Annotated in this window: 20 protein-coding genes; 12 read left to right on the top strand and 8 right to left on the bottom strand. The window is 69.0% G+C overall.

Going from position 1 to position 20,527, the window contains the following annotated elements:
- Positions 1-145 precede the first annotated feature (145 nt).
- Both HMH01_RS14165 and chrA read left to right on the top strand, forming a co-directional pair.
- Positions 146-436, top strand: a complete 291-nt coding sequence (locus HMH01_RS14165; protein WP_171326414.1) for a YggT family protein — start codon at positions 146-148, stop codon at positions 434-436.
- Between the two features lie 73 nt (positions 437-509).
- Positions 510-1,748 (top strand): chromate efflux transporter, encoded by a 1,239-nt coding sequence (gene chrA / locus HMH01_RS14160; protein WP_171326413.1) that lies wholly within the window; start codon positions 510-512, stop codon positions 1,746-1,748.
- 22 nt (positions 1,749-1,770) lie between these two features.
- Here the strand turns inward: chrA and HMH01_RS14155 are convergent, their stop codons facing one another.
- Together HMH01_RS14155 and HMH01_RS14150 are read right to left on the bottom strand one after the other, a co-directional pair.
- Positions 1,771-2,994, bottom strand: coding sequence for an argininosuccinate synthase (locus tag HMH01_RS14155; RefSeq protein ID WP_171326412.1), 1,224 nt, complete (start codon positions 2,992-2,994; stop codon positions 1,771-1,773).
- Between the two features lie 72 nt (positions 2,995-3,066).
- A complete protein-coding gene (locus tag HMH01_RS14150) occupies positions 3,067-3,510 on the bottom strand; it encodes an Lrp/AsnC family transcriptional regulator (protein WP_171326411.1) in 444 nt (147 codons plus the stop codon).
- A gap of 81 nt (positions 3,511-3,591) precedes the next feature.
- Between HMH01_RS14150 and HMH01_RS14145 the strand changes: the two genes are divergently transcribed.
- Both HMH01_RS14145 and HMH01_RS14140 read left to right on the top strand, forming a co-directional pair.
- The gene (locus HMH01_RS14145) at positions 3,592-4,185 is read left to right on the top strand and encodes a LysE family translocator (RefSeq protein ID WP_171326410.1); all 594 of its coding nucleotides are present in this window, start codon (positions 3,592-3,594) and stop codon (positions 4,183-4,185) included.
- 140 nt (positions 4,186-4,325) lie between these two features.
- Complete coding sequence (locus tag HMH01_RS14140; RefSeq protein WP_171326409.1) at positions 4,326-5,507, top strand: hypothetical protein; 1,182 nt, start codon at positions 4,326-4,328, stop codon at positions 5,505-5,507.
- 266 nt (positions 5,508-5,773) lie between these two features.
- On the opposite strand, the gene HMH01_RS14135 is transcribed toward HMH01_RS14140, so the two are convergent.
- Complete coding sequence (locus tag HMH01_RS14135) at positions 5,774-6,028, bottom strand: hypothetical protein (RefSeq protein WP_171326408.1); 255 nt, start codon at positions 6,026-6,028, stop codon at positions 5,774-5,776.
- 131 nt (positions 6,029-6,159) lie between these two features.
- On the opposite strand from HMH01_RS14135, the gene HMH01_RS14130 reads away from it, so the two are divergent.
- Positions 6,160-7,317: an iron-containing alcohol dehydrogenase gene (locus tag HMH01_RS14130; RefSeq protein ID WP_171326407.1), complete on the top strand. Its 1,158-nt coding sequence runs from the start codon at positions 6,160-6,162 to the stop codon at positions 7,315-7,317.
- Positions 7,314-8,090: an alpha/beta fold hydrolase gene (locus HMH01_RS14125; RefSeq protein ID WP_343035313.1), complete on the top strand. Its 777-nt coding sequence runs from the start codon at positions 7,314-7,316 to the stop codon at positions 8,088-8,090. Before HMH01_RS14130 ends, HMH01_RS14125 begins: the two co-directional genes overlap by 4 nt.
- 18 nt (positions 8,091-8,108) lie before the next feature.
- Here HMH01_RS14125 and truA read toward each other — a convergent pair whose 3' ends face one another.
- Positions 8,109-8,879, bottom strand: a complete 771-nt coding sequence (gene truA / locus HMH01_RS14120; protein ID WP_171326406.1) for a tRNA pseudouridine(38-40) synthase TruA — start codon at positions 8,877-8,879, stop codon at positions 8,109-8,111.
- Between the two features lie 114 nt (positions 8,880-8,993).
- On the opposite strand from truA, the gene HMH01_RS14115 reads away from it, so the two are divergent.
- The 6 genes from HMH01_RS14115 to HMH01_RS14090 all read left to right on the top strand — a co-directional run bounded on the left by HMH01_RS14115 (position 8,994) and on the right by HMH01_RS14090 (position 18,052).
- On the top strand, positions 8,994-10,424 hold the full coding sequence (locus tag HMH01_RS14115; protein ID WP_171326405.1) for a YcjX family GTP-binding protein: 1,431 nt from the start codon (positions 8,994-8,996) through the stop codon (positions 10,422-10,424).
- The gene (locus tag HMH01_RS14110) at positions 10,421-10,867 is read left to right on the top strand and encodes a GNAT family N-acetyltransferase (RefSeq protein ID WP_171326404.1); all 447 of its coding nucleotides are present in this window, start codon (positions 10,421-10,423) and stop codon (positions 10,865-10,867) included. The genes HMH01_RS14115 and HMH01_RS14110 overlap by 4 nt, the downstream gene beginning before the upstream one ends.
- Positions 10,864-11,862 (top strand): YcjF family protein, encoded by a 999-nt coding sequence (locus HMH01_RS14105; protein ID WP_171326403.1) that lies wholly within the window; start codon positions 10,864-10,866, stop codon positions 11,860-11,862. The genes HMH01_RS14110 and HMH01_RS14105 overlap by 4 nt, the downstream gene beginning before the upstream one ends.
- A 68-nt stretch (positions 11,863-11,930) precedes the next feature.
- Positions 11,931-14,642, top strand: coding sequence for a DUF2339 domain-containing protein (locus HMH01_RS14100; protein WP_171326402.1), 2,712 nt, complete (start codon positions 11,931-11,933; stop codon positions 14,640-14,642).
- A gap of 187 nt (positions 14,643-14,829) precedes the next feature.
- Positions 14,830-17,796 carry an isoleucine--tRNA ligase gene (gene ileS / locus HMH01_RS14095; RefSeq protein ID WP_171326401.1) on the top strand — a complete coding sequence of 989 codons (2,967 nt, stop codon included), beginning with the start codon at positions 14,830-14,832 and terminating at the stop codon, positions 17,794-17,796.
- Between the two features lies 1 nt (position 17,797).
- Entirely contained in the window at positions 17,798-18,052 is a 255-nt protein-coding gene (locus HMH01_RS14090) for a DUF3253 domain-containing protein (protein ID WP_171326400.1), read from the top strand.
- Between the two features lie 7 nt (positions 18,053-18,059).
- On the opposite strand, the gene rnhA is transcribed toward HMH01_RS14090, so the two are convergent.
- From rnhA to ispH, 4 genes are read right to left on the bottom strand one after another with little or no spacing between them, the layout of a single operon-like run.
- Positions 18,060-18,512, bottom strand: coding sequence for a ribonuclease HI (gene rnhA, locus HMH01_RS14085; protein ID WP_171326399.1), 453 nt, complete (start codon positions 18,510-18,512; stop codon positions 18,060-18,062).
- Positions 18,505-19,110: a methyltransferase domain-containing protein gene (locus tag HMH01_RS14080; RefSeq protein ID WP_171326398.1), complete on the bottom strand. Its 606-nt coding sequence runs from the start codon at positions 19,108-19,110 to the stop codon at positions 18,505-18,507. Before HMH01_RS14080 ends, rnhA begins: the two co-directional genes overlap by 8 nt.
- Entirely contained in the window at positions 19,107-19,535 is a 429-nt protein-coding gene (locus HMH01_RS14075) for a DUF3429 domain-containing protein (RefSeq protein WP_171326397.1), read from the bottom strand. Before HMH01_RS14075 ends, HMH01_RS14080 begins: the two co-directional genes overlap by 4 nt.
- A complete protein-coding gene (gene ispH / locus HMH01_RS14070; RefSeq protein WP_171326605.1) occupies positions 19,532-20,485 on the bottom strand; it encodes a 4-hydroxy-3-methylbut-2-enyl diphosphate reductase in 954 nt (317 codons plus the stop codon). The genes HMH01_RS14075 and ispH overlap by 4 nt, the downstream gene beginning before the upstream one ends.
- Between the last annotated feature and the right edge of the window lie 42 nt (positions 20,486-20,527).

Genomic DNA, 20,527 nt, shown 5'->3' with positions numbered 1-20,527 from the left:
CGGACGAGGCTATCGCGGGCCGCCGCCCGCCGCAATCGGACGTTGCCCGACGCGCCCGGCGTGGCGGAGCGCCGCGCAGGGGTTGCGCGGTTCGTGGCCGCTGGTTAGGTGTCATGGCAACCGCAACATCCGGGGCCCGGCGCCAATGACCTCGATCCTGCAGATCCTGCTTTTCGTCATCGACATCCTGTGGTTCCTGGTCCTGGCCCAGGTGATCCTCAGCTGGTTGGTCAATTTCGACGTCCTGAACCTGCGCCAGCCCTTCGTCTACCAGATCTGGTCAGGTCTGAACCGGATCCTCGAGCCGCTCTACGCGCCGATCCGCAAGGTGCTGCCGCCGATGGGCGGCATCGATCTGGCGCCGCTGGTGCTGATCGTCGCGCTCTATGCGGTGCAGCGGATCCTGGTCAACAACCTGGCCGGCATGGCGTTCTGACCGGCCCGCCCGGGGCTTTCCGCCTTTGGGCGGCGCGCTAATTCCGGGCGGGGCGTCGATGGAAGGGCGGGCGATGGGCGTGGGTTCCCTGAAAGAGGCGATCGGCGTCTATGTGAAGATCGGGCTTCTGTCCTTCGGCGGCCCGGCCGGGCAGATCGCGCTGATGCAGGACGAGATCGTGGACCGCCGCGGCTGGGTCAGCCCCGAGGATTTCCGCCGCGGGCTGAGCGTCGCGATGGTGTTGCCGGGGCCAGAGGCGCAGCAGCTGGCCACCTGGCTTGGTTGGCGGCTGCACGGGGTGCGCGGTGGCATGGCGGCGGGGCTTGCCTTCATCCTGCCCGGCGCCGCGCTGATGATCCTGCTGGCCTGGGTCGCGGCCGCCAAGGGGTCCGTGCCGCTGGTGGCGGCGCTGTTCTACGGCATCCAGCCTGCGGTGCTGGTGATCGTGGCGCGCGCGCTGCGGATGCTGGCGGGGCGGACGCTGAAGCAACCCGCCGACTGGGCGCTGGCGTCACTCGCGTTCCTGGGCATCTGGGCGCTGGGGCTGCCATTCCCGCTGATCGTGGCGCTCGCGGCGCTGGCGGGGCTTTTCCTTGCACCATCCGCCCCGGCGGGCCCATCCTCGGCCGCGCGGTTCGGGCTGGGGCATGTGCTGCCCACGCTCGGGATCGGGCTTGGACTGATCGCGCTGGTCTGGGGGCTGGTGCGGGTGACGCTGGGCCCCGATCCGCATGACGGGGTGGCCACGCTGTTCACCTCGGCCGCCTTCGTGTCCTTCGGCGGCGCCTATGCCCTGTTGCCCTATGTGGCCGAACGCGCGGTCGAGACCTATGGCTGGCTTTCCGCAGCCCAGATGCTGAACGGCCTTGCCATCGCCGAGGCGACGCCGGGGCCGCTGATCCTGGTCAACACCTATGCCGGGTTCTTCGCCGGGTGGAGCGCGGACGGCACCGCCGCCGCGGGCGCCACCACCGCGGTGCTGGCCACCTTCTACACCTTTGCGCCCAGCTTCATGCTGATCCTGGCCGTGGCGCCCTTCGTCGCCGCGGTCGAGGGGATGCCGCTCCTGCGCCGCGCGCTGGCAGGCGTGTCGGCGGCGGTGGTCGGGGTGGTTCTGAACCTGGCCGTCTACCTGGGCACGGCGGCGCTGCTGCCCGCAGGCTGGCTGGCGCCGGAATGGCCCAAGGTGGCGCTGCTGGCGTTGTTTGCCGCGGCCGCTATGCGGCGGCCCTGGCCCATGCATGTGCTGGTGATCGCGGGCGCGCTGGCCGGGATCGGCCTGCATTTCGCGGGGCTGATCGCGCCGGTCTGAGCCGGCGCGATCAAGGTGCGTTTCAGCCGACGCGCCGGTTGCGCGCGGCCAGCAGTTTCAGGCGCAGCGCGTTGATCTTGATGAAGCCGGCCGCGTCCTTCTGGTCGTAGGCGCCGGCGTCTTCCTCGAAGGTGACGTGCTGCTCGGAATAGAGCGAGTGCTCGGACCAGCGGCCCACGACCGATGCATTGCCCTTGTAGAGCTTCAGCCGCACCGTGCCGGTGACATGCTCCTGGCTGCGGTCGATCAGCGCCTGGAGCATCTCGCGCTCGGGCGAGAACCAGAAGCCGTTGTAGATCAGTTCCGCGTAACGCGGCATCAGCTCGTCCTTGAGATGCGCCGCCCCCCGGTCGAGCGTGATCGACTCGATCCCGCGATGGGCCGCCAGAAGGATCGTGCCGCCCGGCGTCTCGTAGATGCCGCGCGATTTCATGCCGACGAAACGGCCCTCGACCAGGTCGAGAATGCCGATGCCGTGCTTCGATCCATAGGCGTTCAGCGCGGTCAGCAGCGTGGCAGGCGACATCGCCTCGCCGTCGATCGACACGGCGTCGCCGCGCTCGAACCCGATCTCGATGTATTCGGGCGTATCGGGCGCCTGTTCGGGGGGCGTGATGCGCTGCACGACATAGTCGGGGGCTTCCTTGGACGGATCCTCCAGCACCTTGCCCTCGGACGAGGTGTGCAGGAGGTTGGCGTCAACGCTGAAGGGCGCTTCGCCGCGCTTGTCCTTGGCAATCGGGATCTGGTTCGCCTCGGCGAATTCCAGAAGCCGGGTGCGGCTGGTCAGGTCCCACTCGCGCCAGGGCGCGATGACCTTGATCTCGGGGTTCAGCGCATAGGCCGACAACTCGAACCGCACCTGGTCGTTGCCCTTGCCGGTGGCGCCGTGGGCAACCGCGTCGGCGCCGGTCTCGGCGGCGATTTCCACCAGGCGCTTGGAGATCAGGGGCCGCGCGATCGAGGTGCCGAGCAGGTACAGCCCCTCGTAGACGGCGTTGGCGCGGAACATCGGGAAGACGAAGTCGCGCACGAATTCCTCGCGGACATCCTCGATGTAGATGTTCTCGGGCTTGATGCCCAGCAGCTCGGCCTTCTTGCGGGCGGGGTCCAGTTCCTCGCCCTGGCCCAGATCGGCGGTGAAGGTCACGACCTCGCAGCCATATTCGGTCTGCAGCCACTTCAGGATGATCGACGTGTCGAGGCCGCCGGAATAGGCGAGAACGACTTTCTTGGGCTTGGACATCTGTACACCGCCTTTTTTCGGGGATCGCGCGCCGGAGTAGTTAGTTTTCGGCCGTTTCGCAAGGGGCCGCCCCTAGCCGCGCAGGTCCTTGGGCGAGCCCATCACGACATAGGAGGTCAGCGACGTGACCTGCGGCAGGGTGCCAAGGATATCGGTGTGGAACCGCTTGTAGGCGGCAAGGTCCGGCACCTCGACCCGAAGCCGGTATTCCACGGTGCCGGTGACGTTGTGGCATTCGACCACCTCGGGCGCGCCGGCCATCGCGTGCTCGAAGGCCTGCTGGCTGGCCTTGGTATGGACCGACAGCCCGACGGAGACATAGGCGACAAAGCCGATGCCCAACCGCCCGCGATCGAGCACCGCGCGGTAGCCGGCGATCACCCCCCGCCGTTCCAGTTCCTGCACCCGCCGCAGACAGGCCGATGGCGAAAGGCCCACCCGCTCGGCAAGGGCGGCGTTGGTGATACGGCCGTCTCGGACAAGCTCTTGCAATATTCTGTCGTCGATAAGATCCATGGCCGTAATTTCATGCGTTTAAGGTGAGAGTGGGACCGATAAAGAAATTTCATGCGTCTTTCCATCGCAGATAGTTGCGCCATGACGCCAGAGATTCTTTCCGCGCTGATCGCCTTTGCCTTCGTGACCTCGATCACGCCGGGCCCCAACAACCTGATGCTGATGGCGTCGGGTGCGAATTTCGGGCTCAGGCGCACGGTGCCGCACATGCTGGGCATCGGCATCGGCTTCATGGTGATGGTGGTGGGCGTTGGCCTGGGCGTCATGCGCCTGTTCGAGATCTGGCCCGCGGGGCAGGACGCGCTGATCGTGGCAAGCGTCGGCTACCTGCTGTGGCTTGCCTGGAAGATTGCCCGCGCCGCGCCGCCAGAGCCGGGCGCCGCAGGGGGCCGGCCGCTGACCTTCTTGCAGGCGGCCGGTTTCCAGTGGGTGAACCCCAAGGCCTGGGCGATGGCCCTGAGCGCGGTCGGGCTGTATGCGCCCGAACGCGACGTGCCCACGATCCTGCTTCTGGCGCTGATCCTTGGCCTTGTGAACCTGCCGTCGGTCAGCCTGTGGGCGGTGCTGGGGCGCGAGCTGCGTCGGTTCCTGACCAGCCCGCGCCGGCTGCGCCTGTTCAACCGCGTGATGGCCTTCCTTCTCGTGTTGTCCCTCTTGCCCGTTCTTTCGGCGTAGAAGACCCGTGGCCGCGCCTGCCGGATCACTGCATTGCCTTGTTCGCTTCTCTCGGATTATGCAGCAGGGCGGAGGCCGTCGCGCGTGGCTCCGTCGGCATGCGTGCCGGGTCGGGATCGATTTACGGGGGACGCCTCTGGATGAAGCTGCTGCTGCATATCGGCACGGAAAAGACCGGCACGACCGCGCTGCAGAACTGGCTGCATGTGAACGACAAGGCGCTGGTGAGCCACGGCATCTGGTTCAGCGAGACGCTGGATCGAACGACGAATCGCAAGATCGCCACCTATGCGCGCGGCTTCGACATCCCCGACGAGTCCTTCGCGGCCTATGGTCTCACGAGCCCCGAGCGCCATACCGCCTTTCGGGCCGAAGTCGAGGCAGGGCTTGCCCGGGAGGTCGCGGCGGCCCGGAAGAAACGCGTCGGGCATTTCGTCATCTCGAGCGAACATTGCCACTCGCGCCTGCTCAGCCCCGAGGCGGTTGCCGATCTGGCCGGGCTTCTGGGCCGCCATTTCGACGAGATCGAGGTGGTCTGCGTCCTGCGTCCGCAAGTCGATCTGTGGCTCTCGACGCTTTCCACGACGGTTCGGGCCGGCGGCAAGATCCAGCCCGACGCCAAGGGCCCGTTCCCGAAGAACCCCTATTTCAACTATCTCGAACTGGCGCGTCTGTGGCAGGGCGCGTTCCCGCAGCTCACGCTGGTGCCGTACAAGCGGGTGCGCTCGACCATCGACTGGTTCTGCGACCGCTTCGGTCTGACGGCGGGCGATTTCGCGGTGATCCCCAAGGTGAACTCCGCGCTGGACGTGCACACCATCGCGCTGGTCAACAATCTCGACCGGCCCATGGCGATCGAGGGTCGGCTGAACCAGAATCGCAGCCTGTTCATCGAGGAGCTGAGCGGCGGCGAGCCGCTGAAGCTTGGTATCGAGAAGGCCCGCGCGATACAGAAACGTTTCGCCGGATCGAACCGGGAGCTGTGCGAGATGTTTCCCGTGCTGACGCCCGAGATGCTGGAGCCGGACTGGAGCCGCTACGACGACAGCGACAATTTCGACCTGCTCGCGCCGGTGCCCTGGAATGCCAAGCTGTCCGAAGTGGTGGTCCGCCTCAACGTGGAGGCATGGATCCAGCGCGCCAAGGCACGGCTGGCCGAGGCGGAGCTGGCCGCTCTGCGCGGCGAACGGGAGGCGGCGGCGGCCCTGTGGAAGCGGGCCGAGGGGTGTCTTGACGCGGCCGATCAGGGGATCGCCTGGAAGGGGCTCGAGGACATGGCGCCGCGGGTGCGCCGCCTCAGGGCGCAAGTGAAGCCCCGCTGAGCCGATTTCGGAAAGAGAAGGGGCCGCGCCTTTGACGCGGCCCCGAAATGGCCCCGGGGTTGATCAGGGCGGCAATTTCCCTGTCCGATGGCCCCCACAAATGATCCGGCAAATACGCGCCGGCGACTATTACCCGCCAGCGGTCCGATGGACGGTCCGGCGGGGTGTATCGGTCCGGGAGAGTTCCGTTTTTCCCCGCCAGGCGAACTGGCACCCCTGATATAGCGAAAAGCGCGCAAAAGCGCATGTATCATTTATCACAAAGTTTACGCGCTTATGTCTTTTGGCAACGCTTCCGGTCGGTCGAGGTTCCAGCCTGCCGGAGCGGCGGCCTCGCTGCCGGACAGGCAGATGCCGACAAACACGGGATATTCCGCCGTCAGGTCCGACAGGCGGAGGTCGAGCATCGCCTCGCAGGCGGCGACGTCATGGACCGCCAGCGTCCGCCGTTCCAGCAGGGTGCAGAAACTTCCGTCATCGGCGCAGCCGGCAAGAAGCAGGGTGAAGAGCGACTCGACCATGCCGCAAGGCTAGCGCCACAGTCGTTACGCCGAAGTTGCGATCCCCACAGCGCAGGAGACACAGGCCGGTCGGGCCGGGTCTTTTCCTTTCCGCGCGTGCCGGGATAGGGTGCCCGCGAAAGGACAGGCAGATGACCCAGACATTCCAGTTCAACACCACGCCATCGCTGCGTTTCGGGGCCGGCCAGCTTGCGGCCACCGTACCCGAGATCGCGTCCCGGCTTGGCCCGCGGGTGCTGCTGGTCACCGATGCCGGGCTGCGCAGGGCGGGCCTTTCGGACGGCCTGGAGCAGGCCCTGGCGCGCGCTTGCGCCGTGACGGTGTTCGACGCGGTCGAGGCGGACCCATCGCGCCGCACGCTCGAGGCGGCAGTGGCGCTTGGCTCGGAGGCGGGCGCGACCGGGGTTCTGGGCTTCGGTGGCGGCTCTCCCATGGATGTGGCCAAGCTGGCCGCGCTGCTGCTGGGCTCGGGCGAGGATCTGGACGCCGCCTGGGGCGTGGGGCAGGCGCGCGGGCCGCGCCTGCCGCTGGTGCTGGTGCCGACCACCGCCGGCACCGGGTCCGAGGTGACGCCGGTCAGCATCATCACGGTGGGCGCGGACGAAAAGCGCGGCGTGTCGTCGCCCGTGATCCTGCCCGACCTTGCCGTGCTGGACCCGGAACTGACGCTTGGCCTGCCGCCGCTTGCGACGGCGGCGACCGGCATCGACGCGATGGTGCACGCGATCGAGGCCTATACCTCGCGCTCGGCCAACAACAACCCCATCAGCCGGACGCTGGCCATCGAGGCGTTGCGGCGCCTGGGCGCAAACATCGAGCGGGCCGTCGCGGACGGATCCGACGTTGCCGCGCGGGGCGAGATGCTGCTGGGCGCCATGCTGGCGGGCCAGGCCTTTGCGAACAGCCCGGTCGCCGCCGTGCATGCGCTGGCCTATCCGGTTGGCGGCATCTTTCACATCCCGCACGGGCTGTCGAACGCGCTGGTGCTGGCCCCGGTGATGCGCTTCAACGCGCCGGCGGCGGGGGCGGATTACGCGGCGCTTGCCCCGCATGTGTTCCCGGCGCTGGGCGATGGCGGCAGCCAGGCGGTGACGGCGGAGTTCATCGACGCGCTGACCGCGCTTTCCGCCCGGCTGGGCGTGCCGCAACGGTTGCGCGACGTGGACATCCCCCGCGACGCATTGCCCCGGATGGCGTCGGACGCGATGAAGCAGACCCGGCTTCTGGTCAACAATCCGCGCGAGGTCACCGAGGCCGACGCGCTGTCCATCTACGAGGCTGCCTGGTGAGCGAGACACGCATGCTGAACATGATCGACCATCCCGGCCCCGGTTCGGTGCCGCTGGTGATCGCGCACGGGCTGTTCGGCTCGGCGCGGAACTGGAACGTGATCGCGAAGCGGCTGAGCGATGCGCGCCGCGTGGTCGCGGTGGACATGCGCAACCACGGCGACAGCTTCCACCATCCCGACCACGGCTACGAGGCGATGGCCACGGACCTGGCGCGGGTGATCGAACATCTTGGCGGCAAGGCGGACCTGCTGGGCCATTCGATGGGAGGCAAGGCGGCGATGGTGCTGGCGCTGACCCGTCCCGAGCTTTTGCGGCACCTGATCGTCGCCGACATCGCGCCGGTGCCCTATAGCCATACGCAGGCGCATGTGGTCGAAGCCCTTCGTGCCGTGGACCTGAGCATGGTCTCGCGGCGGTCCGACGCGGATGCCCAACTCAAGTCCAGCCTGCCCGACGCGATGCTGCGCGCGTTCCTGCTGCAAAGCCTGTCGCTGGACGACGGGGCCCCGCGCTGGCGGCTCAATCTTGCGGCGCTGGCGGACCAGATGCCGCGGATCATCGGCTTCCCGGAGATCGACGCGCGCCATGACGGAGAGATGGCGTTCCTGCGCGGCGGTGCGTCCGACTACGTTTCGGACGCGCGGCTCGACGCGTTGCGAGGGTATTTCCCTAAGGCGCGGATCCTGACCATGGAAGGGCGCGGTCACTGGCTCCATGCCGAGGATCCGCGCGGTTTCGAGGCGATGGTCCGCGAGGTGCTGGGTACCTGACGCCCGGCGCAATGCCCCTCAGTCCGCGAAGGGATCCTGCGGATAGCCGACATGGGTCAGGTACAGCCCCGAGGGTGGGCTGACCGGGCCGCAGGCCGCGCGGTCGCGGGCCTCGAGCGCTGCCTTCACATCCTCGGGCCGCCAGGCGCCGGCGCCCACGCGTTCGAGCGTGCCGACGAAGCTGCGCACCTGGTTGTGCAGGAAGCTGCGGGCGCGCACGTCGAAGCGGTACTCGGTGCCGTCGGCGCGCGGATGGGCCGTCACCTCCAGCCGGTCGAGTGTGCGCACCGGGCTGTCGGCCTGGCATATCGACGAGCGGAAGGTGGTGAAGTCGTGCCGCCCCAGCAGGTGCCGCGCCCCTTCCCGCATGGACTCGAGGTCGAGGGCCTGGCGCACCTGCCAGATCTGCCCCGCCTCGAAGGTCAGCGGCGCCCGGCGCACGATCAGGCGAAACATGTAGCGCCGCTCGATCGCCGAGAAACGCGCGTGGAAATCCTCGGGCACCCTGGCCGCGGCCAGGATCGCGACCGGTGCGGGCTTCAGGTGGTAGTTCAGCGCCTCGGACAGGCGGAACGGCGTCCAGTCCCGCGAAAGGTCGACCGTCGCCACCTGGCCCGTGGCGTGAACCCCGGCATCCGTCCGACCGGCGGCCGCGATGGTGCCGACATCCGGCTCGAGCCTGCGCAACGCCTCCTCCACCGCCGCCTGCACGCTGGGCAGGGCGGACTGGCGCTGCCAGCCACAGAAGGGGCGGCCATCATACTCGATTTTCAGGGCATAGCGCGGCATGCGCGGGGCCTAGCGCCTTGCCCCGGTTTTGCCAAGCCTGCACTGTAATTCGCAGGCCCGGCTGCATACATCGGGCACGAAAAGGGCGCACAGGCGCCGCAGGACAGGGGCAGCATGGCGGGGATCGGCGACATCGCGGACGGGCTGGGCCGCGGGCTGGAACAGATCCAGGCCCGGACCGAGGAGCTGTTGTTCGAGCCGGTGATCCGGCTGGGCGTCACCGGCCTGTCGCGCGCCGGCAAGACGGTGTTCATCACGTCGCTTGTCGCCAACTTGCTGAACCCCGGTCGCATGCCCCAGTTGCGCGCGGCGGCCGACGGGCGGCTGATGCTGGCCTTTCTCCAGCCGCAGCCGAACGACGCGGTGGCGCGCTTCGCCTATGAGGATCACATCGCCGCCCTGACCGGCCCGCAGCCGCACTGGCCCGAGAGCACGCGCACCATATCGCAACTGCGCCTGTCGCTCAGGGTACGCCCGACCGGGTTCCTGACCGGGCTCACCGGGCCGCGCACGGTCCATCTGGACATCGTGGACTACCCCGGCGAGTGGCTTCTGGACCTGCCGCTTCTGGCCCAGAGCTATGCCGAGTGGTCGGAAAAGGCGCTGACCCAGGCCGAGGCGCCGGGCCGCATCGCGCTGGCGCGGGACTGGCTGGCCGCCGCGCGCGAGACGGACGGCACGGCGGCGCTGGACGAGGTGGCGGCACAGGGTCTTGCGCGCGGCTTCACCGCATATCTGCACGCCGCGCGCGCGGCCGGCTTCTCGGGCTGTGCCCCCGGCCGCTTCCTGCTGCCCGGCGAGCTGGAGGGATCGCCCGCCCTGACCTTTGCGCCGCTGCCCGCCCCGTCCCGGCGTGCCCGCGACGGCAGTCTCTACGCGGCCTTCGAGCGACGCTTCGAAAGCTACAAGCGGGTGGTGGTGAAACCGTTCTTCCGCGACCATTTCGCGGCGATCGAGCGGCAGATCGTGCTGGTCGATGCGCTGGGCGCGATCCATGCCGGCCCGCGCGCGGTCGAGGATCTGCGCCTGGCCATGGCCGATATCCTGCAAGCCTTTCGCCCCGGGCCGAACAGCTGGCTGTCGCGCATCCTGGGCCGCCGGATCGAGCGGATCGCCTTTGCCGCGACCAAGGCCGATCACCTGCACCACGGCCAGCACGACGCGCTGTCCGGGATCATGGAGGCGCTGGTCGCCGACGCCCGCGCCCGCGCCACCTACAAGGGGGCGCAGACCCGCAGCTTCGCCATCGCCGCCCTGCGCGCCACGGTCGAGGCCGAGGTGCGGCAGGGTGGCGACCTGGTGCCCTGCGTGCGCGGAACGCTGGCCGAGACCGGGCGCGAGGCCGCCCTGTTCGCGGGCCGGCTGCCGGACGATCCGGCTTCGCTGATGGTTCCCGCGCGGCAGGGGGCGGAGCGTTGGCTCGACGCCGATTTCGCCGTGATGGGTTTCGCCCCGCCAAAGCTGAACCTGCGCCCCGGCGAGGGCCCTCCGCATATCCGCATGGACCGGGTCGCCGAGTTCCTGATCGGGGACCGGCTGCTGTGAGGGCGGTGCTGCGCGAGGCACGGACCACGGATGCCGCCGCCTGCGCGGCGATCCTGCGCGACTGGGCGGCGGAAACGCCGTGGTATCCGCGATCGGACCCGCCCGAAGCGCGCGAGGGCGCGGTCGCCGCGCGGATGCGCCAGGGCTTGGGCATCGTCGCCGAAAGCGACCGGATCGACGGCTTCATCCTGCTCGAGGGCGGCTATGTCGCCTGCCTCTATGTCGCCCGTGGCGCGCGCGGCAAGGGGCTGGGGGCGCGCCTTCTCGATGCGGCCAAGGAACTCAGGCCGGCGCTGCTGCTCTGGACCCATGCCGCCAACACCGGTGCCCGCGCCTTCTACGAGCGCGAGGGCTTCGTGGCCACCGGCGCCAGCGACGGTGCCGACAACGCGGAACGCCTGCCGGACATCGAGTATGTCTGGCGCCAGGGAGAGACCCGATGAGCCGCCCCCCCGAGAAGCCCTTCGTTCTGGACGCCGACGCGCTGGAGCCCGCCGTTCCGGTGCAGGATGCGCCACCGGTCCCGGAAATGGGAGAACTGCCACCGCAGGGCGCCGCGATGGTGCGCGCGACACGGACCGCGGCGCGGCGTGGCAGCTGGCTGGGTCGCCTGGCGCTGTCGGCGCTGGCCGGGCTGCTGACCATGATGATCGGGCTTGCCGCCTGGGATTTCGTGCTGGGACTTTTCGCCCGCGCCCCGGCGCTGGGCTGGGTCGCGGCGGGGCTGGCTGCGATCGTCGGGCTGGCGCTGGTGGTGATCGTCCTGCGCGAACTGGCGGGCCTGTCGCGGCTGGCGCGGGTGGACCGCCTGCAGACCCGCGCGACCGACCCCGAGGCGCGGCGGGACCGGGCGCTGGCGCTCGACGTGTCGCGGCGGCTGCGCGGCTTCTATGCGGGCCGGGCGGAGCTGCGCCTGCCGCTCGAGGATCTGGAGCGGCGTGAGGACGACATCCTCGATGCGGATGCGCTGATGCATGCGACAGAGACGGCCCTGTTCGCCGCGCTCGACGCCGCTGCCCGCGCCGAGGTGGAGGCCGCCGCGCGCCAGGTCGCTGCCGCCACCGCCCTTGTGCCGCTGGCGCTGGCCGATGTCGCCGTGGCGCTGGCCGCAAATCTTCGGATGATCCGGCGCATCGCCGAGATCTATGGCGGGCGGGCGGGCACGCTGGGCTCGTGGCGGTTGATGCGGGGGGTGGCGCGGCACCTGCTGGCCACCGGGGCTGTCGCGGTGGGTGACGACCTTATCTCATCCGTCGCGGGCGGCGGGGCGCTGGCCAAGGTGTCCCGCCGCTTTGGCGAGGGGGTGGTGAACGGGGCGCTGACGGCCCGTGTCGGCATCGCCGCGATGGAGGTCTGCCGCCCGATGCCCTTTGCCGCGCTGCCGCGCCCGCGGGTCACGCGGCTGGTCCAGCGCGCGCTGACCGGCCTGTTCGGCTGATCCAGGGCCGTTGACGCGCCCGGCAAGCCGGCACAGGATCGCCGCAACATAACCGGCGGGGACGGCGCATGGGTTTCATTTTCGGGCTTCTCGGCGTCGTGCTCCTGCTGGGGCTGCCGGCAGCGGTGATCTGGCTGATCGTCGATCACCGTCGCCTGTCACGCCGCGTCGCGCTTCTGGAGCGTGGCCCGGATGCGGCGGCCGGCGCGCCAGCGCCATCCGTCGAAAGGAGCGAAGCGCCCGCATCCGAGCCGGCCCCGCCCGCGACGGAGGAGCCCCCGCGCCCGGCCAGGGATGCAATCGCGGAACCCGCATCCGCGCCGCCGGCCCCGGCGGACAGCGTTCCGCCCGTGATCGTGTTTCGCCCCGAACGCCTGACGCAGCTGGGCCACTGGTTGCGCGACAACTGGTTTCTTGTCGTGGCCGCGGTGTCGCTGGGCCTGGCCGGGGTATTCCTTGTCCAGTACGGCATAGAGAGCGGCATCCTGACCCCGCCGATGCGGGTGCTGGGGGCGGTGGTCCTGGGTCTGGTCCTGATCGGCGCGGGCGAAGGGGTGCGCCGCACGCTTGCCAGCGCAGATGCGCAGATCCGCGAGACCATCGCCTCTGCCTTCGGGGGCGCGGGGCTCGTGTCGATCTTCGCGGGCATCCTTGCGGCGCGGCAGCTTTACGGCCTGATCGGACCCGAGCTTGCCTTCGCGGCGCTTGCGCTGACGGCCGCGGGCGGGGTGCTTCTGGGCTGGCTGCATGGCCCGTTTCTCGCCTCGATCGGGCTTCTGGGCGGGGTTGCCGCGCCGTTTCTCGTGGGGGGCGACGCGGAAAGCCCCTACTGGCTCTACGCCTATTTCTGGGGTGTTGCCGCGCTTGGGCTGGCGATCGACGCCGCCCGGCGCGCGGCCTGGATCTCGACCCTTGCGCTGCTTCTGGGGCATGGAGCGGCGGCGCTGCTCTACCTGGGCCAGGGGGGCGGGGTCTGGTTCCTTGCCTTCTCGCTGGTCTCGGTGGCGGCAAGCGCCGCGATCCCGGTCTGGAGCCTGGTCCCCCGCCATGCCGGGCCGATGGCCTTTGGCGCCTTGCTGCGCGCCGGGCTTCCCGGGCCGCAGGCCTGGCCGGAGTTTCCGACCCGGCTGGTCGCCGGCACCACGCTGGCCGCCGCTGCGATCGCCTGGAACGTGATGCAGGACGATGCGCTGAGTTTCGGTGCGGCGCTGGCTGTCCTGCTTCTGCTGTTCGCGGCCTTTGTGTTGTGGCTGCGCGACGCGCCGGCGCTGGATGATCTGGCGGTGGTGCCGGCGCTGGCTGCGCTGGCCATCGTGATCGGGGGCGCGGCGCTGGGGGTGCCGGGCTTTGCCCTGTTCGACGGCTGGCGGGCGCCCGAGTTCGAACCCGACACGCCGCCGCCCTTCACCGTCACCGCGATCGTGCTTGGCGCGGCGCTGGCCTCGGCGCTGGCCGGCTGGCGGGCGCTGCGGCCCGGCATGGCGCGCGCGACCTGGTGGAGCATCCTTTCGGCGGCGGTCGCGCCGCTGACGGTGATCGCGCTGGAACTGTTCTGGGCGCCGCGCGGGGTTCTCGGGCAATGGTCCTGGGCGCTGCATGTGATCGCTGTGGCCGCGTTGATGACCCTGCTTGCAGGCGCGCACAAGCGGGTCGCGGCGGACCGGTCGCTGCGGCTTTCGGCGCATCTGGTCATGGCGCTGACGCTGATTTCCCTCGCGCTGATCCTTTGGTTCAGCTTCGCGGCGCTGACCGTGGCGCTGGCCGCCATGCTGCTGGCGGCGGCCCTGATGGATGCGCGGTTCGATCTGCGCGAGATGGGCGTCTTCACGGCGGTCGCGGTGCCGGTGCTGTTGTGGCGGCTGATCTTCGTGCCGGGGATCGACTGGGCGGTGGACGGTGGTCTGATCATGGTCGTCCTGTCGCACGCCGCGGTGCTGGCGGCGCTGGCCGCGGCACGGCAGGCGCTGCGGCAGCGGGCGCGCGACCGGCAGGTGGCGCTGGTCGAAAGCGCCTTCGTGGTGACCTGCGGGGTGCTGGCCTCGGCCATGCTGTTCCGCTGGTTCCAGTCGCTTTCCGGCGCCTACGAAGGGGCCTATTGGCAGATCTCGCTGATTGGCAGCGTCTGGCTTTCCATCGCCCTTGCTCTCGTGCGGATCGCGCCCGAGGCCGGGCGGATGCGCCTACTGCCGCTGACGCTGGCGGGGCTTGCCGCGGTTTGCTTCGTCACTGCGATGGCCCTCTGCCTGACCCTCGCAAGCCCGCTGGGCGGCTATCTGACGACGGTGGTGCTTGGCCCGTGGATCCTGAACACCCTTCTGGTCGCCTATGGCCTGCCGGGCGCGCTTTTGCTGGCGGCGCCGCATATCGCGCGGCTCGGGCACCCCATGGCCGTCGGCACGCTGCGCGCGGCAGGCGTCTTCCTGCTGGCCGTGAATGTCGCCTTCGAGATCCGGCATATCTGGCGCGGACGGAACCTTTCGGTGCCGGGCGTCACCGATCCGGAGCTTTACAGCTATACGCTGGCGCTGATGCTGACGGCGGCCGGGCTGATGCTGGCGGCCTGGATCAGGCGGTCGCCCAGCCTGCGCAGGCTTGGGGTGCTGGCGGCGGCGGTCACCATCGCCAAGGTGTTCCTGATCGACATGAGCGGCCTGTCGGGGCTGATCCGCGTCGCGGCCTTCCTGGGGCTTGGCCTGTCGCTGGCGGGTCTTGCGCTGGTCAACCGCTGGATGACGCGCGCCCTGGCCGAGGGCGTGCAGGACCGCCCCGGCGCGGACTGAGCCGTGCGCGGTCTGGACGCAGCACCCCGCCTTGCCTATAAGGCCGGGCATGTTGGCCCCTGTTCGGATCATCGCCCGAATTACCGGCCCGGCGCTCAGTCTCTGAGTCGCCGGGACAAGGCGCATGGAACCGCTCCGCGCCGCACCTCATCCGAACGCAGATCCGAATTGACGGAAATCACCAGCCATGTGCGCCGATACCCCCGAACATCCCGACTACAAAGACACGCTGAACCTGCCCCGGACCCAGTTCCCGATGCGCGCGGGTCTGCCCACCCGCGAGCCGGAATGGCTGGCCCGGTGGGAACGGATCGGCGTCTATCACCGGCTGCGGGACAAGTCCGCGGGGCGCGAAAGCTTCGTCCTGCATGACGGCCCCCCCTACGCCAACGGCCACCTGCATATCGGCCACGCGCTGAACAAGGTGCTGAAGGATTTCGTCGTCCGCTCGCAGCAGATGATGGGCCGCGACAGCCGCTACGTTCCCGGCTGGGACTGCCACGGCCTGCCCATCGAGTGGAAGATCGAGGAGCAGTACCGCGCCAAGGGGAAGAACAAGGACGACGTCCCGGTGGTCGAGCTGCGCCAGGAATGCCGCAAGTTCGCCGAAGGCTGGATCGACGTGCAGCGCGAGGAATTCAAGCGTCTCGGCGTCACCGGCAACTGGGACGATCCCTACCTGACCATGGACTTCGAGGCCGAGGCGGTGATCGCCGAGGAATTCATGAAGTTCGTGATGAACGGCAGTCTCTACCAGGGGTCGAAGCCCGTCATGTGGTCGGTGGTAGAAAAGACCGCGCTGGCCGAGGCCGAGGTCGAGTATCACGAGCATCAGAGCCACACCATCTGGGTGAAGTTCCCGGTGGTGAAGGCGCTGCACGGGCCAAGCCCGATCGAGGAGGCCGACGATTTCGTGGGCTTCGGGTCCGACCTGCTGGTGGAACAGCTCGAGGCGGCGCAGGTGGTGATCTGGACCACGACGCCCTGGACCATCCCGCAGAACCGTGCGGTCTGCTTCAACCCGGCGCTCAGCTACGGGCTCTACCGGGTGACCGAGGCGGCGGACGACAACTGGGCGAAGGTCGATGACACCTTCCTGCTGGCCGACAGGCTGGCCGAAGAGGTGATGGCGCAGGCGCGGGTGGCGAAGTTCGAGCGCGTGCGCGAGGTGTCGGCCGACGAGCTGGAACGGATCACTTGCGCGCATCCGTTCCGCGGGCTCGAGGGCGCGAATGGCGAATGGGATTTCGACGTGCCGATGCTGCCGGGCGACCATGTGACCGACGACACCGGCACCGGCTTCGTGCATACCGCGCCCAGCCACGGCGCGGACGACTATGTGATCGGCCAGAAATTCGGCCTGCCGATGACCTACAACGTGCTCGAGGACGGATCCTATCGCGCCGATCTGCCCTTCTTCGGCGGTGCGCTGATCTTTGACCACAAGGGCAAGGAAAAGGACGCCAACAAGCGGGTGATCGACAAGCTGGTGGAAGCCGGCAGCCTGATCGCGCGCGGACGGCTGAAGCACAGCTATCCGCACAGCTGGCGGTCCAAGGCGCCGCTCATCTTCCGCAATACGCCGCAGTGGTTCGCCGCCATCGACAAGCCGCTCGACGATGGCATGGACAGCTATGGCAAGACGATCCGCGAGCGGGCGCTCGCCTCGATCGACCGGCTGGTGAAATGGACCCCGCAGACGGGCCGGAACCGGCTTCACTCGATGATCGAGGCGCGGCCCGACTGGGTGCTGTCGCGCCAGCGCGCCTGGGGCGTGCCGCTGACCTGTTTCGTCAGGAAGGGCGCGAAGCCCGACGATGCGGATTTCCTGCTGCGCGATCCGAAGGTGAATGCCCGCATCGCCGAGGCGTTCCGTGTCGAGGGGGCGGATGCCTGGTACGAGAAGGGCGCGAAGGAGCGCTTTCTGGGCGCAGATCACGACCCGGCGGAATGGGAGCAGGTGTTCGACATCCTCGACGTGTGGTTCGACAGCGGCTCGACCCATGCCTTCGTGCTGCGCGACCGTGCCGACGGCGCCACGGACGGGATCGCGGACCTGTACCTGGAGGGCACCGACCAGCACCGCGGCTGGTTCCATTCCTCGATGCTTCAGGCCTGCGGCACCAAGGGCCGCGCGCCCTACAAGGGCGTGCTGACGCATGGCTTCACGCTGGACGAGAAGGGCATGAAGATGTCCAAGTCGCTCGGCAATACCGTCGCGCCCGAAGAGGTCATCCGGCAATACGGCGCGGATATCCTGCGGCTGTGGGTGGCGCAGTCGGACTATACCGCCGACCTGCGCATCGGGCCCGAGATCCTGAAGGGCACCGCCGACAGCTACCGCCGTCTGCGCAACACCATGCGGTTCCTTCTGGGCAGCCTTGCCGACTGGGACGAGGGCGAGCGCGTCACGCCCTCCGAGATGCCGGAACTGGAGCGCTGGGTGCTGCACCGGCTGGCGGAACTCGACGTTCTCGTGCGCGAGGGCTATGCGAAATACGACTTCCAGGGCGTGTTCCAGGCGCTGTTCCAGTTCGCGACCGTGGATCTGTCCGCCTTCTATTTCGACATCCGCAAGGATGCGCTCTATTGCGACGCGGCTGACAGCCTGCGCCGGCGCGCGTCGCGCACGGTGCTGGATCTGCTGTTCCACCGGCTGACCACCTGGCTTGCGCCGATCCTGGTCTTCACCATGGAAGATGTCTGGCTCGACCGCTTCCCGGGCGAGGAAAGTTCGGTCCACCTGGTGGATTTCCCGGAAACGCCCACCGACTGGCGCGACGAGCCGCTGGCCGCGAAGTGGAAGCGCATCCGCGCCGCGCGCCGCGTGGTGACGGGCGCGCTGGAACTGAAGCGGCAGGACAAGGTGATCGGCGCAAGCCTGGAGGCGGCGCCGCTTCTCCAGATCGCCGACCCCGAGACGGCGGCGGCGGTGCGCTCTGTGGACATGGCCGATCTCTGCATCACCTCGGCCCTGACCGTGATCGAAGCAGAGCCGCAGGCGGACGCCTTCCGGCTGGAGGATCCGGCGATCGGCGTGGTCTTCGAAAAGGCGGATGGCCAGAAATGCCAGCGCTGCTGGAAGATCCTGCCCGATGTCGGCACCCATGCCCATCCTGGCGTCTGCGGGCGGTGCGACGCCGCCCTGGGGTGAGATGCCTGCGGTCGATGACATACGCGCGGTGCTGATAGCACTTGCGCTGGAACGGGGGGCAGAGAGCAGTTTCTGCCCCTCGGAGGCGGCGCGCAGGCTCGACTCGGAGTTCTGGCGCGACCTGATGCCAAAGGTTCGCGGCGTTGCCGCCGAGATGCAGGCCGAAGGTGTGCTGGAGGCCACGCGCCGCGGTCAGGTCGTGCAGGCGAATGCGCCGGGCGGTCCGATCCGCCTGCAACTGCGGCGTCGGGGCTGAACGCGGTTCAACGCTTGAAAGGGGCCATTCCTGCACGGGCCAGCGCGTCGGCCCGCTCGTTCTCGTCATGGCCGGCGTGGCCCTTCACCCAGTCCCAGGTGACCTGGTGGCGCGCGACCTCTGCTTCCAGCGCCTGCCACAGATCGTCGTTCTTCACCGGCTTCTTCGCGGCCGTCTTCCAGCCGTTGCGTTTCCAGCCGTGGATCCACCTGGTGATGCCGTCGCGCAGATAGGTCGAGTCGGTCACGATGGTGATGGACGCGCCCCGTTCCAGCGCGCGCAGCGCCTCGAGTGCGGCGGTCAGTTCCATGCGGTTGTTCGTGGTCGTGCTTTCGCCGCCCGACAGCTCACGCTCGCGCACGAGCGCGCCGTCGCGCCGGGCCTGCAAGAGGACACCCCAGCCGCCCGGGCCCGGATTGCCCGAGCAGGCGCCGTCGGTATAGGCCACGATCTCAACCATTCCTGCGCGCCCGGACATAGAGGTTCAGCGTCGGCGTGCCGTCGAAATTGCGCCCCGTCCCGGCCTCGTATTCGAGGTCCGAAAACCCTGCTGCCGTCAGCAGATCCGTCATCTCGTCCTCCCGGAAGGGGCAGTAGAGCCGCCCCATGTCGTCGCGCCAGTCGCGCGGCCCTTTCTGCACGCCCAGATAGAGAAGTCCACCCGGCCTGAGCGCGTTGCCCAGCCTCTCGAAGATCGGCGCCCGCGTCTCGCGCGGCGCGTGCTGAAGCGCGAAGTGGCACCAGATGCCGTCATAGCGGTTTCGCGCGGACAGCGTGTGGAAGGGTGCGACCCGCACCTCGATCCCGTGGCGGGCCTTTGCTTCTTCCGCCATGCCGTGGCTTGCGTCCCAGGCGTCGGCGCGGTGCCCCTGCGCCTGCATCGCGGCCGCAGCCCAGCCGGTGCCGCAGCCCAGATCAAGGATCCGCGCGCCAAGGGGCATGCGTGCAAGGAACGCCTGAAGCTGTGGATGAAGCGTTTCGGCCCGGGCATCGGCGAATTCGGCATAGTCGGCGGCGCGGTCGTCATAAAAGGCAAGCGTCTGCGGATCCCCGCTCACCCCGCCATTGCCCCCGCGCCAAGGCAGATCAGCACGCCCGCCGTCAGTGGCAGCCGCAGGCCCATCCACCAGTCGGGCGCGATGCGTTCCAGCCGGAACATGGTGTCGAGCGCCAAGAGGACGACATAGCCCAGCATCAGCGACAGAAGCGGTGCGGGCGAGAAGGCGGCCGAGAACGCCCAGAGCCCCGGCACCACGCTGAAGGCGAGCCATTTCCACTCGGCACGGCCCGCCTTTGCCGCGAACCCCCACAGGCAGCCGCCCATGAAGGCAAGGATTGCCGCGCCATAGGCAGAAAGCACGCGCAACCCGAAATCCGGCCCGGCCAGATCGCCCAGAAGTCCCAGTGCCGCAAGCGCGCCGCCGGCGAAGGGCAGCAGCCCCGCCAGCCCAAGCCAGAGCGCGGCTGCCGGGACCGCCTTCATGCAGTCGCCTCGCGCAGGATGCGGGGCACCTTGAATTCGACGTTTTCCTGCGCCGTCTCGACCTGTTCCAGCGTCACGTCGTAGCGCGCGGCAAAGGCGTCCGTCACCTCGCGCACCAGTTCTTCGGGGGCCGAGGCACCGGCGGTGATGCCCACGGCGCGGGCCCCGTCGATGGCGCGCCAGTCGATGTCGGCGGCGCGCTGGATAAGTTGCGCATAAGCGCAGCCGGCGCGCGCGCCCACCTCGACCAGCCGCTTCGAGTTGGACGAGTTCGGGGCGCCGATCACCAGCAGCGCGTCGATCCTGGGGGACATCGCCTTGACCGCCTCCTGGCGGTTGGTGGTGGCGTAGCAGATGTCTTCCTTGTGCGGTCCGATGATGGCAGGAAAGCGCGCGCGGAGGGCGGCCACGATCTCGGCGGTGTCGTCCACCGACAGGGTGGTCTGGGTGATGAAGGCCAGCTTCCCGGGGTCGCGCACCTCGATCCGGGCGACGTCCTGGACGGTTTCGACCAGCAGCACCTCGCCCTCGGGCAGCTGGCCCATGGTGCCCAGCGTCTCGGGGTGGCCGGCATGGCCGATCATCACCATCTGGCGGCCTTGCTCATGGTGCCGGGCGGCCTCGATATGGACCTTGGTCACCAGCGGGCAGGTCGCATCCACATGCAGCATGTTGCGGCGCTGCGCCTCGGCCGGGACGGCCTTGGGCACGCCGTGGGCGGAAAAGATCACCGGGCGGTCGGGCGGGCATTCGTCGAGTTCCTCGACAAAGACGGCGCCCTTGGCGCGCAGCCCGTCCACGACATAGCGGTTGTGCACGATCTCGTGCCGCACATAGACCGGCGCGCCCCATTTCTCGAGCGCCATCTCGACGATCTGGATCGCCCGGTCCACGCCCGCGCAGAAGCCGCGCGGCGCGGCAAGGTAAAGGGTCAGGGGTGCGGCCATCAGGATGCCTTCCGGGTCGGTTTCACGTCATGTCTAATGGACGAT

It is taken from the genome of Halovulum dunhuangense, assembly GCF_013093415.1.
Taxonomy (GTDB): domain Bacteria; phylum Pseudomonadota; class Alphaproteobacteria; order Rhodobacterales; family Rhodobacteraceae; genus Halovulum; species Halovulum dunhuangense.
This window is presented reverse-complemented; position numbering and strand designations above follow the sequence as displayed.